At 32.6% G+C, this 15,928-nt stretch carries 16 protein-coding genes and 1 pseudogene; 6 read left to right on the forward strand and 11 right to left on the reverse strand.

Annotated elements, in window-relative coordinates; genetic code table 11:
• From FLACHUCJ7_RS14210 to FLACHUCJ7_RS14230, 5 genes and pseudogenes are all read right to left on the reverse strand, one after another.
• Nucleotides 1–1,548: pseudogene (locus FLACHUCJ7_RS14210) on the reverse strand (SprB repeat-containing protein); the annotation flags it as partial.
• A gap of 36 nt (nucleotides 1,549–1,584) precedes the next feature.
• Nucleotides 1,585–2,511, reverse strand: a complete 927-nt coding sequence (locus FLACHUCJ7_RS14215; RefSeq protein WP_180909340.1) for a methionyl-tRNA formyltransferase — start codon at nucleotides 2,509–2,511, stop codon at nucleotides 1,585–1,587.
• 2 nt (nucleotides 2,512–2,513) lie between these two features.
• Nucleotides 2,514–3,665, reverse strand: coding sequence for an ABC transporter substrate-binding protein (locus FLACHUCJ7_RS14220; RefSeq protein ID WP_180909341.1), 1,152 nt, complete (start codon nucleotides 3,663–3,665; stop codon nucleotides 2,514–2,516).
• Between the two features lie 56 nt (nucleotides 3,666–3,721).
• Nucleotides 3,722–4,279 carry a phage tail protein gene (locus FLACHUCJ7_RS14225; protein WP_078226024.1) on the reverse strand — a complete coding sequence of 186 codons (558 nt, stop codon included), beginning with the start codon at nucleotides 4,277–4,279 and terminating at the stop codon, nucleotides 3,722–3,724.
• Between the two features lie 24 nt (nucleotides 4,280–4,303).
• Nucleotides 4,304–4,861 (reverse strand): phage tail protein, encoded by a 558-nt coding sequence (locus tag FLACHUCJ7_RS14230; protein WP_078226025.1) that lies wholly within the window; start codon nucleotides 4,859–4,861, stop codon nucleotides 4,304–4,306.
• A 527-nt stretch (nucleotides 4,862–5,388) separates the two neighbouring features.
• On the opposite strand from FLACHUCJ7_RS14230, the gene FLACHUCJ7_RS14235 reads away from it, so the two are divergent.
• The 6 genes from FLACHUCJ7_RS14235 to FLACHUCJ7_RS14260 all read left to right on the forward strand — a co-directional run bounded on the left by FLACHUCJ7_RS14235 (nucleotide 5,389) and on the right by FLACHUCJ7_RS14260 (nucleotide 10,417).
• Nucleotides 5,389–5,739 carry a hypothetical protein gene (locus tag FLACHUCJ7_RS14235; RefSeq protein WP_078226026.1) on the forward strand — a complete coding sequence of 117 codons (351 nt, stop codon included), beginning with the start codon at nucleotides 5,389–5,391 and terminating at the stop codon, nucleotides 5,737–5,739.
• A 149-nt stretch (nucleotides 5,740–5,888) separates the two neighbouring features.
• Nucleotides 5,889–6,389 (forward strand): hypothetical protein, encoded by a 501-nt coding sequence (locus FLACHUCJ7_RS14240; RefSeq protein WP_230408831.1) that lies wholly within the window; start codon nucleotides 5,889–5,891, stop codon nucleotides 6,387–6,389.
• A gap of 44 nt (nucleotides 6,390–6,433) precedes the next feature.
• Nucleotides 6,434–7,168: a hypothetical protein gene (locus FLACHUCJ7_RS14245; RefSeq protein WP_078226028.1), complete on the forward strand. Its 735-nt coding sequence runs from the start codon at nucleotides 6,434–6,436 to the stop codon at nucleotides 7,166–7,168.
• A gap of 50 nt (nucleotides 7,169–7,218) precedes the next feature.
• Nucleotides 7,219–8,067, forward strand: coding sequence for a sensor histidine kinase (locus FLACHUCJ7_RS14250; RefSeq protein ID WP_223255380.1), 849 nt, complete (start codon nucleotides 7,219–7,221; stop codon nucleotides 8,065–8,067).
• A 106-nt stretch (nucleotides 8,068–8,173) separates the two neighbouring features.
• Nucleotides 8,174–8,842: a response regulator transcription factor gene (locus FLACHUCJ7_RS14255; protein ID WP_031457745.1), complete on the forward strand. Its 669-nt coding sequence runs from the start codon at nucleotides 8,174–8,176 to the stop codon at nucleotides 8,840–8,842.
• 315 nt (nucleotides 8,843–9,157) lie between these two features.
• The gene (locus FLACHUCJ7_RS14260) at nucleotides 9,158–10,417 is read left to right on the forward strand and encodes an asparagine synthetase B (protein WP_180909342.1); all 1,260 of its coding nucleotides are present in this window, start codon (nucleotides 9,158–9,160) and stop codon (nucleotides 10,415–10,417) included.
• 126 nt (nucleotides 10,418–10,543) lie between these two features.
• On the opposite strand, the gene FLACHUCJ7_RS14265 is transcribed toward FLACHUCJ7_RS14260, so the two are convergent.
• The 6 genes from FLACHUCJ7_RS14265 to thrS all read right to left on the reverse strand — a co-directional run bounded on the left by FLACHUCJ7_RS14265 (nucleotide 10,544) and on the right by thrS (nucleotide 14,959).
• Entirely contained in the window at nucleotides 10,544–10,939 is a 396-nt protein-coding gene (locus tag FLACHUCJ7_RS14265) for a carboxymuconolactone decarboxylase family protein (RefSeq protein WP_180909343.1), read from the reverse strand.
• Nucleotides 10,940–11,015: 76 nt separating this feature from the next.
• A complete protein-coding gene (locus FLACHUCJ7_RS14270; RefSeq protein ID WP_230408832.1) occupies nucleotides 11,016–11,447 on the reverse strand; it encodes a Crp/Fnr family transcriptional regulator in 432 nt (143 codons plus the stop codon).
• A 259-nt stretch (nucleotides 11,448–11,706) separates the two neighbouring features.
• Nucleotides 11,707–12,051: a 50S ribosomal protein L20 gene (rplT, locus tag FLACHUCJ7_RS14275; protein ID WP_007810721.1), complete on the reverse strand. Its 345-nt coding sequence runs from the start codon at nucleotides 12,049–12,051 to the stop codon at nucleotides 11,707–11,709.
• 101 nt (nucleotides 12,052–12,152) lie between these two features.
• Nucleotides 12,153–12,350, reverse strand: a complete 198-nt coding sequence (rpmI, locus tag FLACHUCJ7_RS14280) for a 50S ribosomal protein L35 (RefSeq protein ID WP_007810722.1) — start codon at nucleotides 12,348–12,350, stop codon at nucleotides 12,153–12,155.
• A gap of 88 nt (nucleotides 12,351–12,438) precedes the next feature.
• Nucleotides 12,439–12,990, reverse strand: coding sequence for a translation initiation factor IF-3 (infC, locus tag FLACHUCJ7_RS14285; RefSeq protein ID WP_078226030.1), 552 nt, complete (start codon nucleotides 12,988–12,990; stop codon nucleotides 12,439–12,441).
• Between the two features lie 22 nt (nucleotides 12,991–13,012).
• The gene (gene thrS / locus FLACHUCJ7_RS14290; protein ID WP_180909344.1) at nucleotides 13,013–14,959 is read right to left on the reverse strand and encodes a threonine--tRNA ligase; all 1,947 of its coding nucleotides are present in this window, start codon (nucleotides 14,957–14,959) and stop codon (nucleotides 13,013–13,015) included.
• Nucleotides 14,960–15,928 lie beyond the last annotated feature (969 nt).

Raw genomic sequence — 15,928 nt, forward strand, 5'->3', positions numbered from 1 at the left:
ACCACCCGAAGGGGTAACAGAAGCAGAACCATTAGATCCACCGTTACAAGACACATTGGTTTGCGCCGCAGTTGCCGTACTGATAGCCGTTGGTTGTGTGATTGTAAAGTTTCGAGTAGCTGTACATGCGTTAGCATCCGTTACCGTTACGGTATATGCTCCTGCACTTAATCCAGTTGCTGTAGCAGCAGTTCCACCCGAAGGCGACCATGAGTAGGTATATCCACCAGCACCTCCCGAAGGAGTAACGGAGGCAGAACCATTAGATCCACCGTTACAAGACACATTTGTTTGCGCCGCAGTTGCCGTACTGATAGCCGTTGGTTGTGTAATTGTAAAAGTACGAGTCGTCGAACAACCCATATTATCTGTTACAGTACAGGTCCAGACTCCAGGAGTCAAACCAGTAACAGAAACTGTTCCATCACCTGTTGGGGTGCCTGGTGTCCAGTTGTAGGTATATGGTCCTGTTCCTCCAGTAGCTGCATTTACTGTTGCAGCTCCAGTTGAGCCACCATTACAAGCAATGTTTGTTTGAGATGCTGCTGTTAAAGTAATCGTAGTTACGGATAATAATCCTGAAAGTGAATTGCTACTACAAGAACCATCCTTAGCTACGCAGCGATATAAAAAACCGTTCATGCCAGAAGTTGCCCCTGTGATTGTTAAAATATTTGTTGTAGCATTTGAGTAAACACCACTATTTGTAATATCTGTAAAACCAGAACCCGTATTTACCTGCCATTGGTAAGCCGTCGCACCAGTTGCGGATGCTGAGAATGTGGTATTACCATCATTACAAATTGATTGGTCTGAAGGACTAGCAGTTATGATAGGTGCTGTACAAGAGGGTGCTTCGAAAAGGCGAAAATTGTCTACTGCAATTTCTTGAGACGCAGTAGCATTTACATGACAATTAAAACGGATATCTAAAGTAGTTCCTGTCCCGGATATTGATGCTGTTAATTCTGTAAAGGCATAACTTAAAGCTGTTCCGTCTCCTAATAAATCACCGTTAGTATCTACACTAAATGTATTGGAGCTATTAGCGTTATTTGAATATATTCCGATGGCTTTTGTCCATGCCCCTCCATCAATTCTATATTCTATGGCCATAAAATCCTGAGCAGAACCCCAGTCCGTTCCTTGGTAACTACCATTAAATTGATTACAAGCAAAAAGACCTTTAAATGATAGTCCTGATTTTCCACTAATATTAATACCGGTCCAGGTTACTTGTTGATTGGCACTTATAGAAGCGTTTGTGCAGGTCGGTCCTCTATCAATATCTTCGGCTGCAAAAAATTTAGTACCTTCAAATCCAGAATAAGTATCAGATTGCAAAGCAATTCCAGCTAGTGCAGTTCTAAAGAAATACGAAGTTGCTGGACTGTTACAAGAAAAATAGGCAATTGATGGTGTTCTGGTTCCAGTACTTGGAGCCCCCGTATCTTCAAAGGTGTCGCTCCAAAATAGCGTTTGTGCATTTCCTCCAGTCCAAAACAGGGAGAGGAACAATATAAAAATTAAAGTAAAGTTTTTTTTCATGGTTACATAATTTAATTAGATGTTATTTGTTAAAAATTAGTTAAGAATTTCTGCCAGTACAGGTTTTAGTGCTATAAATTGTGAAGCCGTCATTATACCTTGATCTGCACTAAGAATTTCAATCGCAATTTGTTTTTTATCTTCACAAGCTATATTTAAGGTATTAGTGAAAGAAACTATTGTTCCCGGTTGATTTTCATGAGATTCATTTAATAAATAAGCTGAAATTATTTTAATCTGTTCTCCTAATAGCGTTGCATCAGCACCATTATTCCAAGGATTACAAGCATTTATTAGTGAAATTATTTCCGCTGCTGTCATTCGTTTCCAATTAATATAAGTGTCTGACAAATCTGGCTTTTCATAATAATAGGATCGTGTTTCATCTTGTGGCTCGTTGGGAATATTATTGGCAAATTGCAGCATATTTGCCGTATTCAATGCAACTTGAGCCAAATGTTCACTTAGTTTTACTGTTAGTTTGCCATAAGTATCACCCGTTTCAATAACAATAGAATCATTAAAAATGATATTTCCTTCATCAAATTTTGAGTTCATAAAATGGACACAGATGGCGGTTTCGGTTTCCTGATTTTTAAGAACTTCAAAAATGGGCATTGGTCCCCGATACTGAGGCAGCGGTCCGGGATGAAAATTGATGAATTTATTTTCTCCGTATGCTAAAACGCTTTCAGGAATTAAAAATGGAAATGAGATACAAAAGATGTAGTCAGGTTGGATCTTATCAATCCATGTTCTCATTTCAGATATGCTTTTAGTATTGGGGAAAGATTTAAAACCAAAATTGTTGTCTTCAGCTTCTCTCTCTAGTGCGTCTATGATTGTATGGCTTCCTTTTCCAATTCCAATGGCACATATGAATTTTTCAAATGCTAATAATTGTAGTGCTTTAAAAGCAAATTTTCCACCACATAGTACTAATATTTTTTTTTGTGCTTCCATAATTAAATGCACGTATAGCTATTATACCATGCCGATGTTGAATTACTGAGGTTCTGATTAGTTAATTTTTGAAAATGTTCAAATACATCATTTGCAATACTTTCTATCTGTATTTCACATTTCCCTTCACTATTTGGAATTATAGTTGAATTGTATAAAGGTGAAATAGAAGTATTTGTTTTAGAATCAAAATAAATAGTACCTCTTGGACTTTTAAACGTAAAAGATTTGATGCCTGAGGCTATTTGCGTCATGTTATTTTTAGACTGGACAATTAATTCTATAACTTTTAATGCTAAAGAAGCACTTTCCCAGCTTAGTAATGAAAATATATTAGGAGTCCTGTTCGCTGCTGTGATTGTTTCGATAAATATTTTATTTTCCTCAGAGTCTATTTTTTTAGACCAGGCTGCAATTCCTTTTATGTTGCCACCAGGATATTCTGCATCCGCCAGCATCATTTCTTCCAACCCGAAAGGAGCTAAGTAAATTGGAATGTTTTGTCCTTCAAATGAGTTTTTGATACCTTCAAAATACCAGTGAACAAAATCACCGCTAAATAAACTCAATAAGGCACTATTAGGAAATTTTTCTAAATGGTCTTTTAAAGGTGCAATCGTAAAGTCTTCTTCCTTATATCCTGTGGCATGATTAAAAGCGATTTTTCCTCCATTTTCTTCAAATCCTTTTGATATACCATAAGTATGTAAATAGCCTCCATCATAGTAACCTGTCACCATTCCAGCTGATGTATATCCATCATTTACGGCTTGTCTGGCAGCCATTGAAGCCCCTAAGGAATTGTGTAGTGAATGATAAAAAATATTTGGGCAAGCAGGCCATTCGTGAGGCAAATTAGCTCCGGCATCTAAAACAATTAACATTTTGTTGGCGGCAAGAAAAAGCGGACGAAGTAATTGCGCCATACGGTGACCTATGTAAGCAATTACTACAGAAACGTTTTCTTCTAGTAAAAGTTTTTCCGCACTGCGGTAACATTGTTGTTTATCTGAACCAAAACCTATATTTTCTGTAACGATTCGAATGTCGTTTCTTCCTAAATGTTTTAATCCGGAACGTAGTCCCTCATAAAGATCGAAACTAATGCTTTGATAGTATGTTGATCGGGCTAATAAAATACCTATTGTTTGCATATTGTTTAAGTAAAAAAGGAAACTTCCATATTGAAAATTTCCTTTAATGTTTTTAATTAATTTCTGCTTGGAAATATCCCTTCCGTTGCGATGGAATAATTAATAGTTAAGTAGGGATTCATTATATTAAAAGGCGCATTTCCACCTGTTGCATCTGATGTTCCGCTTACTGTTGTGCCTCCTGTATAAACATTTGGTGAAGGTCCATTACCTGAATAAGTGGGAGTTATTGTTGTAGCTGGGAAGTTACCTTCTGGTACAGATTCATCTGCATTCCCTGATGAGGCCTTTATTTTTACGCTAACATTACTCAATGTATGAATATGCTGTGGTAAATTTGATAAAAGTAATGTAGTGCTAGGTAAACCGCCTATTTCTCCGATATTATGATATGGGAGACCAGCTCCTTGTCCCTGACCAATAGGTACACGTCCTTGTAAATCAGGTAATCCGAATGTGGTTTGCCCGTTTCCTCCATAATTAGTTCCTAAGAGTGCAAATAAAGCTGTGTTTTGGGCAATACTCATAAGTTGTCCCTGACATGTTAAGTAGCCTAGGGGAGCAAAATTAAATCCTAATATTTTTATCTCTCCAATAAATGGTTCTGTAGACATAATGCTTTGTTTTAAGAGTTTTTTTTAATTTCTGCTTGGAAAAATTCCTTGAGTAGCTATTGAATAATTGATAACTAAATAAGGATTCATAATAGATAGAGGAAGGCTTCCTCCTGTTATATCTGTAGTACCGGAAACAGTTGTTCCTCCTGTAAAAACATTTGGAGTTGCTCCATTTCCTGAATAAGTGGGATTTATTGTTGTTGCAGGGAAATTACCTTCTGGGACAGATTCGTCAGCATTCATTGATGAGGCCTTTATTTTTACACTAACATTACTCAATGTATGAATATGTGATGGGATATTAGATGTTAGCAATGTTACATTTGGAGTACCAGCAGCTTCACCCATGACATGTAATGGTAATCCTGGGCCTTGACCCTGCCCAATAGGCATACGCCCCTGCAAATTAGGAAGCCCAAAAGTTTGAACTCCGTTTCCTCCATAAGTTGTACCCAGTAAAGAAAAAAGAGCGGTATTTTGTGCAATTGATAAGAGTTGACCACTGCAGCTCATATAGCCTCGAGGTGCAAAATCAAACCCAAAAATTTTTATTTCTCCAATAAATGGTTCTGTAGACATAGTTTTTAGTTATATAGTTAAAAAATAAATTAGATGTTTTTTAGCTTTTTCACTGTCTCCTTTATGAATTTCAATTCTTAATCAGTTACAAGCTTTATATTAAGTTTTAAAAGATTAATTAATCAAGCTATTCAAAACTATATTATTCCATGTTTTTTCTTAAATAAAATGACATGAACAGCCTTTTTTATGTTATAAGCGATTATATTTTGTAATTGCTTATTATTACTCTAATGTTTGGTTTTAGAAAATATTCAAAAAAATAATTTCCTTGGCAAATGACTCTGTTACATAAGTTTTTTGCTAAGAGATTAATCCCAAATTTAAGTCATAATAAAAATTTGGATATGCGTATTTATACCTGTTTTTTAATTAAGGTAAGTGCAAGTGGTTGTTTATCAGTATTTTTTTTTCAGTAATAACTATTGCTTTTTTATTAGTAGATGTTAATTTTTTAAAATAATTCCTTAGTTTAGCTAAAAAATTATTCTTGATTTTAACATAATAACCTAACAAAAATCAAAATTATGTCAGAAGAAAAATTTCCAGGACCAATTCAAATTTCATTAGCTGTAGCTAAAGAATGGGAAAAAAGATACGAGGATGAGAATCTCGTAGAGGATAATAAGAACAAAGTAAGATCCTATTTAATTCCAAGAGAAAGTTTAGAAACTGTATTACAGCTAGAGGCTGAAGCAGTTCGTGCCTATATTGGTATTAATGATCAAAATGAAAAGACATTACTATTTGTTGGGGCAAAACTAGACAAAGAAACAGGTAAATATATCGACGTTTACGGGCCACCTGTAAATCAGGATGAGGCAAAAATATTAGGAGATGTTGTTTACGATGGAACACGTCCTTCACCTCCTTTTTAAAACACTGAAATTCAATATTAATGATAGATTTTTTAATATATTCAGGTTATTTTTTTTTATTAATTAATCTGATTTTATACACCTATAGCTTTTTCCTTTTGGAAAAAGCTAATGTTTTTTTTATAAGTTATTTGCTTTTTGCTTTTATAATGCAAATTACTATGGAGTGGATGTATCATTTGAAATTAGATAATTTATTTCTAATCAATATTTTTGTTATAGGACAAATGATTTTATTAAGTTTGTTTTATGCTTCGATTTTAAAATTAAAATCTCAAGCAAAAGTTGTAAAGTGTAGTTTGTATTTTGCTTTATTAGTATTGAGTGTTCAATTTTTTATTGATCCTAAACAATTTTTAAAATTTAATTTATTCGAAATTACTCTTACTTCTTTATTGATAGTAGTGTTCGCATTATTACATTTTTATAATATGCTTACAGAACATAAAACGTATTATTATATTACGATAGGTATTATTTTTTTTATGTTAGGCTCTACTATTTTGTATTTGGTAGGAAATATTACTTTAACTTTGAGTAAGGATGTGAAATATTTTTCCTGGACATTAAATGCTTTTCTGTTTTTAATATACCAATTGGTTATTTTATATGAATGGAAAATAAGTTTTTCTAAAAAAACTGTTTTGTAAGCTTAACAATTTTGTTGAATTATCATAATATTAAATCATTAACTATGAAAAAAATTAAAGTACACATTGTTTTTACAATTATGGTTTTTATGTTCTCATGTCAAAAAGAAAGTACTCAGGATGATGCTATTTCAGCAACAACTTTACAAAAAGAAAGTTGGTTGACAGCAAAGTTAGATGCTAAATTTGCCAGTTCCCAAAAACAAGTTGCTGCTTATTTATTTTCTACAGAGGAAATGAAGGCATTAGTAGAAACGCCTAATATTGAAGAAGTACATTTTGTATTAGGTTATGCTGATAATACAATACGGATAGAAGTGATTGGTGTTGATAAATCGGGAGATGATTTAGGTTCTGTTAAATCAACAATTTTGAAAGAATTAAACTTAACTAAGCTTAATGAATTGTCTATAAGTAAAACTAATAAAAGAACATCCTTATTAACCAAACATTTGTTATTGCCAAAAGATGCTTCGGTTTGGATAGAAGCCTGGCAAAAAAAGTTAAATACAGTTTCTGATTTAGATGAAATAACCTCTTACGAAGGGAATCGTTTTCGCTATTTTAGTTTAGAGTCTGAAATTATTGAGGCCATGGTAGCTAAAAACAATAAAAATATTGGGGTTTTCTTAGGACTTAATTCAAAAGGAAAAGTAACAACAATTTTAATTGGCTTAGATCAAAATAATGTAATTAAAACAACCACTTTAACATCTAAAGAAGCTGAAGATGTTTACGATGGTACCAGACCTTGCCCGCCTTGTGTTGAATCAGAATAAAAAATAATTTAATTAAATTATTTTTAAAGGTATTTCTCTGATAAAATTAAATGAATATCTTTGATTTTGCATTATATTCAATAATAAAAGAAATACCACAAATTTATATGAATGTAAATTCAATTCCTGAAAAAGAGATAGTCGCGATTATTTTATATACATCGCTTTTTTTTATGATTGTGTCAATTGCTCTGATTGTCTTTTTTTATTTCTCCAGAAAAAAAATCATTCAAAAAGAATTAGAGAAAAAAGATTTAATACTGACACATCAAAGAGATCAATTACATGCTGTTCTTATTACACAAGAGGAAGAACGTAAAAGGATAGCTCAGGATTTACACGATGATATTAGTTCAAAGTTAAATGTAGTTTCATTAAATAGTTATTTGCTTACTTCTGCGAACTTAACAGAAGCTGAAACCAAAGAGATTACAACTAATATTATCAATCTTACAGCAAAAGCTTTAGATAATTCCAGAAAAATTGCTCACAATTTACTTCCTCCTGTTTTTGATAAATTTGGACTTCATGCAGGTGTAGAGGAATTATGTGAAGAATTTGAAAGCAGTAAATCTCTTAAAGTCTTTTATCAAAATAAAATTGATTTTAATGAAAATGAAAAAAACAAGCACTTACATGTTTTTAGAATCCTGCAAGAGTTGATGAATAACTCTTTAAGACATGGAAAAGCAACTGAAATTTCTATAATTTTTGATAAAGTAAATGGAATTAACAGCTGTATTTATAAAGATAATGGTGTAGGGTTTGATTCTAAAAAATCAGAAAATCAGAAAGGACTTGGAATGAAAAATATTGATAGTAGAATATCTTTTTTAAATGGTAATATTGAAATAAGTTCGGAGGTAAACAAGGGAATTGATGTTTTTTTTACTTTTTAACAAAATTATTGTTTTCATGGTATCTTAATTTTATATTTCAATGCTGTTTTTTTATTAGTTATTTTTTGTAATTTTCAAATTCTAAAAGACTCAATGCCTAAAAAAAATGGATGATCTTAATATCAAAATAGGTTTAGTTGATGACGAAGTTTTGTTTCGTAAAGGAATTTCTTTTTTACTTCAAAGAGAAAAAAATATTGAAATCCTTTTTGAAGCATCAAATGGAGAAGAACTGATTTCTCATTTGAATATTAATGAAACTAAACCAGATATTATTATCATGGATTTAAAAATGCCTGTTTTAAATGGTGTGGAGGCTACTAAAATTATTCGAAAATTTTTTCCCGAAATTAAAATTATTGCTTTAACAAGTTATGATACAAAATCATTTGTAACTAATATAATTCAGGTAGGTGCAGTCGCTTATTTAGTAAAAAGTACAACCCCAAAAGATTTAGTGAACACGATAAATGAAGTTGCTTCTAAAGGATTTTTTTATAATGAAACTATTTTAAAAACAATACAAGATACTATTCAACCTTCTAAAAATTCTAAAATAAATTTGGAATCAGGATTTTTATCGCCTCGGGAAATTGAAATACTTCAACTTATTTGTAATCAAAAAACAACTGCAGAAATTGCCGAAGAACTTTTTTTGAGTCCGAGAACAGTAGAAGGGCATAGAAATAATTTATTACTTAAAACAGAATCAAGAAATATTGCTGGATTAGTCGTATATGCTATTCAAAATGAAATTGCAGTTTTAACACTTTAATTACTCAAAAATTGAATAGATATTATATAATACAAAATAATAGTAATTACTAATATACAAAGAGCTATTTTTTTTAATATATTTAAGTTCTTCGATTCTTTATTTGTATTATTAATTTTCATTTCTTACAAGTTTTTTTAATCATCAAATTTAAAGATAATATCCGTATCTCTTGTAAGTATTTATACCTGTTTTTTTGTTTTATTCTTTTTTAAATAAATTAAAAAAGAATAAAGTTTCTTTGATATAATTATTCAGGTCTCAACATGGTTTTTTAGTACTTCCTTTATATCTTTACCCTTAAATAGTTGTCGAATGAAACAAAATTTAATATATGTAGTATTGTTTTTGGTAACACTGTCGGTAAAGGCTTCTTATGTACTTCTACCGATGGATGACGCTACACAACAAAATCATCTTAAAGCTTATGGTATTACTTATTGGTGTTTGAGTAAGGATTACAAGGCGAGTTGGTTACTAAACTATCGTGGTGGTTCATTTTTATTACCGGACGCAGATGAAATTCGTAAAGAGTGTAAAATTCGTGGAGTAAGTTTTGAAATTATTTCTGATAGTGAAGAAGCGTCAATTTTAGATGAAATTTCGAGTCCCTCTCAAAATATGGAATCAGTTATTTTGGAAAAAGCTCCTAAAATTGCAGTTTATACTCCAAAAGGCAAACAACCTTGGGATGATGCTGTAACATTAGTTTTAACATATGCCGAAATTCCCTTTACACCAATTTATGATGAAGAGGTTTTAAGTGATCAGTTGTTACTTTACGACTGGTTGCATTTGCATCATGAAGATTTTACCGGTCAATATGGTAAGTTTTATTCAGCTTATAAAAATACACCTTGGTATATTGAACAAAAAAAGGATTCAGAAGCTTTGGCTAGTAAGTTAGGCTATTCAAAAGTTTCAGAGGAAAAAGGAGCCGTAGCTAAAAAAATCAGAGACTTTGTTGTTGGGGGAGGTTTTATGTTTGCAATGTGTTCTGCAACGGATAGTTTTGATATTTCTTTAACAGCAGATGGGGTTGATATCTGTGAAGCAATGTTTGATGGAGATGCAAGTGAACCGAATTATCAATCAAAATTGAACTATGGAAATTCTTTTGCCTTTAAAGATTTTACACTTGAACGAAGACCGGAACAGTATGAATTTTCAGATATTGATATGACTACAAAACGTAGAATAACACCTGATAAAGATTATTTCACTTTAATGGAATACTCTGCAAAATGGGATCCAATACCAAGTATGCTTTGTCAAAATCATACACAATTGGTAAAAGGATTTATGGGGCAGACTACTTCATTTGATTCAGCATTGATCAAATCTAATGTTTTAATTATGGGAGCATGTGAACTTAATGGTGAAGCACGCTATATTCATGGAGAAAAAGGAAAAGGAATGTTTACTTTTTTTGGAGGACACGATCCCGAAGATTATCAGCATCAGGTAGGTGATCCCCCAACAGTTTTGGATTTGCATCCAAATTCTCCTGGCTATCGATTGATTTTAAATAACGTTTTGTTTCCGGCTGCAAAAAAGAAAAAATTAAAAACATAATTATTTGCTCTGGTTATATCTAGTGTGAAAAATATAAAGGCTTTTCAAATTTATGAAAAAGCCTTTTTTGTATGTTTTTATTAAGAATTAGACAGCCCTTAATCCTGTTGTGATAGCAAATCTATTTCATGAATTGATTGTAATAATAGCCAGGATAATTTCTGCTAAATATTTTTCATCAAATAAACGGGCTGCATTTTGATATGTTTCTTCAGAAACATGATTACTGATCAAAGTTACTTCTTCGGTCAAAGCCAAAATTGCTTTTTCTTCTTCTGTATAAATGTCCGCTTCGCGCCATGTGCTTATAAGATAAATGCGTTGTTCAGTTTCGCCATATTTCCTGGCATCTGCAGTATGCATGTTAATACAAAAAGCACATCCGTTTATTTGTGAAGTACGAATTTTGATGAGTTCTTTATGTGTTGGTGTCAATGATGTTTTAGAAATATAACTTTCTAAATTAATAAGGGCTTGATAAGCTTCTGGAGCAACTGTTGCGATAACGATTCTTGGTTTCATTTTACTTGTTTTTAAAGTTGAAACAAAGGTCAGTCAATCATATTTTGTAAATCTTGAACTACTTCAAGAAATGCATTTACACCTTTCCAGCTCTTATTTTACTCATAAACTCAGCCGAGAAATCAAGATAGGAGGCAAGCATATATTGAGGAACTCGCTGAACAAATTCCGGATTAAGATTGCTAAAATGTCGATATCTTTCCTCTGCTGACATCGTAAATAAAAATTTGATACGCATTTGAGCCGCACCAAATGTTTTTTGTGAAACGATTCGAAAGTAGCGTTCTAATTTAGGAATCTGAATTAATAAGGATTCGAGGACAGGTTTTTCAATTGCAATAATTTCAGAGTTTTCTACAGCCTGAATATAAAAATGTGATGGTGTCTGATTGTGAAAGCTTAAATAATCAGTAATCCACCAGCTTTCAACTCCAAATTGAAGTGTTTGTTCTGTTCCCTTATTATTAATGATGTATTGTCTAAAACAACCTTTTGCAATAAAAGACATCGTATTACAAATCTGGCCTTCTTGTAAAACATGTTGTTTCTTTTTGTAATATCCAAACTAGATTCTAAAATATTAATCTCATGAAATTCTAAGGAGATAAATTTTTGAATATGTTCTAAAAATAGTGAATGCATTTGATTTAATACAAATGTAATAAATCTAGTTTCTATTCTTGATAAACTATTAGAAAGCAAAAACCCAATCGAATGACTGGGTTTTTTATGATAAGTAAGTAATCTTAAATTGAGTTGATAAACGTTTATTTTACTTTATTAAGAATAGCTTTGAAAGCTTCCGGGTGGTTCATAGCTAAATCTGCAAGAACTTTACGGTTCAATTCGATTCCGTTAGCTTTAACTTTTCCCATGAATTGAGAATAAGACATTCCTTCTAATCTGGCTCCAGCGTTAATACGTTGAATCCATAATGCACGGAAATTTCTTTTGTTTTGTTTTCTATCGCGGTAAGCGTAGCACATTGCTTTCTCTACTGCATTCTTAGCAACTGTCCAAACGTTTTTACGTCTTCCAAAGAAACCTTTGGCTTGCTTCATTATTTTTTTTCTTCTTGCTCTTTTAGCAACTGAATTTACCGATCTTGGCATAATTTTAATGTTTTTTTGTAGCAGGCGTCCTGAATTGAATCAAAGGAACTTAAAAGCCATACTCCAAGGTTATATAAATAATTTTTTAACCTAAAGAATTATTAGATAATTCTTAATTGTTGTTTAATGCTTTTCATATCTGTTGAGTGAACTAGCGCTGAGTGTGTCAAAGCTAATTTACGTTTTTTAGATTTTTTAGTCAGGATGTGACTTTTAAAAGCATGCTTTCTTTTAATCTTTCCAGAGCCAGTAACTTTAAAACGTTTCTTAGCGCTAGATTTTGTTTTCATTTTAGGCATTTTTCCTAGTGTTTTAATTTATTCTTACTTACTTATATCTTTGTGTCATATTTATGATTTCAGTTCATACTGAAACTGTAAACTTAGACTACTTCTTCTTTTTCGGAGCAATGAACATAATCATTCTCTTACCTTCCAAAACAGGCATAGCTTCCACTTTACCATGTTCTTCCAGATCTGTTGCTAAACGTAATAATAAAATCTGACCTTGATCTTTATAGATGATAGAACGACCTTTGAAGAAAACGAATGCTTTTAATTTTGCACCTTCTTTAAGGAACTTTTCAGCATTCTTTCTTTTAAACTCGTAATCATGCTCGTCAGTCTGAGGGCCAAATCTAATTTCTTTTACTACAACTTGAGACGATTTAGCTTTTAATACCTTGTCACGTTTCTTTTGTTCGTAAACAAATTTCTTGTAATCCATGATTTTACAAACCGGTGGCTCAGCATTTGGCGAAATCTCAACTAGATCCAATTCAAATTGATCAGCTAAGCGTAATGCCTCCGCTAGTTTAAATACACCAGGCTCGATGTTTTCACCTACTAGTCTTACTTCTTGTACACCACGAATATTGTTATTTATTCTGTGTGCATCTTTTTTTTCTACGCGAGGTTGAAAACCTCTGTTGCTTCTTATTGCTATGACTTTATAATTTAAGTTAAACTTTAAAAACTTTTAATGTTTTATTTATTTCTTCGTTTACAATTCTGACAAATTCGTCTATGGTAACTGTAATATTCCCTTTTCCTTCTTGTCCGTGTCGACGAATAGAAATAGTGTTATTTTTCTCCTCCTCTTCTCCTACAATCAGCATAAATGGTGTTTTCTGCATTTCTGCATCTCTAATTTTCTTGCCTATTGTCTCGTTTCGGTTGTCAATCTGGGCGCGAATTTCGTGATTTTCTAGCAAATCTAAAACTTTTTTAGCATATATTTCGTATTTCTCGCTCAAAGACAAGATTATAGCTTGTTCAGGCATTAGCCAAAGAGGGAAATTTCCAGCTGTATGTTCAAGTAAAATAGCAATAAAACGTTCCATAGAGCCGAAAGGAGCTCTGTGAATCATAACTGGTCTGTGTAATTCGTTATCAGCACCTTTATAAGTCAAGTCAAAACGCTCAGGTAAGTTATAATCTACCTGTATTGTTCCTAATTGCCATTGTCTTCCCAATGCATCTTTAACCATAAAATCCAATTTTGGACCGTAAAATGCAGCTTCACCATATTCAACTACAGTATTTAAACCTTTGTCTGCAGCAGCATTGATAATTGCATTTTCAGCTTTTTCCCAATTTTCATCAGTACCAATATATTTTTCTCTATTTTCCTGATCTCTCAACGAAATTTGAGCAGTAAAGTTTTCAAAACCTAACGAACCAAATACATATAATACAAGGTCAATTACTTTTTTGAACTCTTCATCCAATTGCTCCGGAGTACAAAAAATATGCGCATCATCCTGAGTAAATCCTCTAACACGAGTTAAGCCGTGTAGTTCTCCAGATTGTTCATATCTATACACAGTACCAAATTCAGCATAACGCTTTGGTAAATCTTTGTACGACCAAGGTCTTACGTTATAGATTTCACAATGGTGAGGACAGTTCATCGGTTTCAATAAAAACTCTTCACCTTCTGCTGGAGTATGAATAGGTTGAAAACTATCTGCACCATATTTGGCATAGTGACCAGAAGTAACATATAATTCTTTTTGACCAATATGTGGACTCACAACTTGCTCGTATCCTGCTTTCTTTTGTGCTCTTTTTAAAAATTGTTCCAAACGCTCTCTAAGTGCAGCTCCTTTTGGTAACCATAAAGGTAAACCTTGTCCAACTTTTTGAGAAAAAGCAAACAACTCAAGTTCTTTACCAAGTTTACGGTGATCACGGCGTTTCGCTTCTTCAAGAAGTTCAAGATACTCAGTTAAATCTTTTTGTTTAGGAAATGAAGTTCCGTAAACACGAGTTAACTGCTTGTTTTTTTCATCACCTCTCCAGTAAGCGCCCGCAACACTCATTACTTTAATCGCTTTGATAATTCCAGTATTAGGAATATGTCCACCACGACATAAATCAGTAAATGTAGAATGATCACAGAAAGTAATAGTTCCATCTTCAAGATTAGAAATCAATTCAGTTTTGTAAACATTGTCTTTATACATTTCTAAAGCTTCAGCTTTAGTCACAGGACGCATTTTGAATTCATGTTTCTCTCTTGAAATCTCAAGTACGCGATCTTCAATCTTTTTAAAGTCAGCTTCAACAATTTTTTGATCTTCAAAATCTACATCATAATAGAAGCCATTGGCAATTGCTGGTCCAAGAGTTAATTTAATTCCAGGGTATAGTTCTTCAAGAGCCTGTGCCATTACGTGCGAAGTCGAATGCCAGAAAGCTTTTTTTCCTTCGGCATCGTTCCAAGTATATAGTATAAGATTACCGTCGGTCGTCAATGGAGTTTCGGTTTCAATAGTTGTACCATTAAAAGATGCTGAAATAACGTTTCTAGCAAAACCTTCGCTAATGTTTTTAGCGACCTCCATTGGAGTTGCGCCTGAAGCGAACTCTCTAATTGACCCATCGGGTAAAGTAATCTTGATCATTGTTTATAATTTTGTGAGTGCAAATATACATGATTACAAAAACACATACAATATATATGTACAAGTTTACTTATTATATATGTATTGCTTTTCTATATGTGCAATATAATGTGTCTTGATTTATCCAACCTGTATAGATTGTTTAAAGTAATATAGCGTCGTGGGATAGCGAATGCCTGTTTTGGACCCGACAAGTTTTTTTGACGTGTCGGGTTTGTTTTCAAGTATATATAATTCTAGGTAAAAAACGATACTATAAATATAAGGGTGCTTTTTGTCGGGCTGATCGAATTCGAAGACTTTTGGGTTTCGGAATTTGAGATCTAGCGATAGTGAGCAGCAATTTTAAAAAATTTGCATTCAAGTTTAGTAGCTATTTCCCGCTGTCCTTCCAAATCTTTTGTTTTGAACCCCAAAACAAAAGGATTTTCCCTCCCATCGGGGCTAGGGGATGGTTTTTCAGAAGAATATTAGCGGAAATAGGATTTCAAAGGGTAATTAAAAGAGAAAAATCAGGCGCCAAGACTGAAAAATCGGCAAAAACTAATACCAAAATAAACCGAAAAACATCAAAACAGCACTTGAAGAAAGGAAAATCCTACTTTAAGCTATTTTTTTAAAAATTATAAACAAGCTGTTATGAGACAGTTAAGAAAAAGTTTTAAAAAAGGTTAAAATTTTATAATAAAAAGGCTTGGTAAAGTGGATAAAGGTTGTACTTTTGCACCCGCAACAGCGAAAGCGTTCATCGAAATACTGGCAAGCAAATGGATTTAAAAGAAAAGAAATTTTCTAAAAAAAAGATTCAAAAAAGCTTGTGAGATTTGAAAATGCTTTTTACATTTGCACCCCGCAAAACACGGAAAGTTCATTGAGGTATTGGAAGGAAAATTAGAAAAAGGAAACGAAAAAAAAGTTTCAAAAATTTTTAAATTTTTCTTGCGAGAAACAAAAAGAAGTTTTACTTTT

This window comes from Flavobacterium salmonis (assembly GCF_903819435.1).
Classification (GTDB): domain Bacteria; phylum Bacteroidota; class Bacteroidia; order Flavobacteriales; family Flavobacteriaceae; genus Flavobacterium; species Flavobacterium chungangense.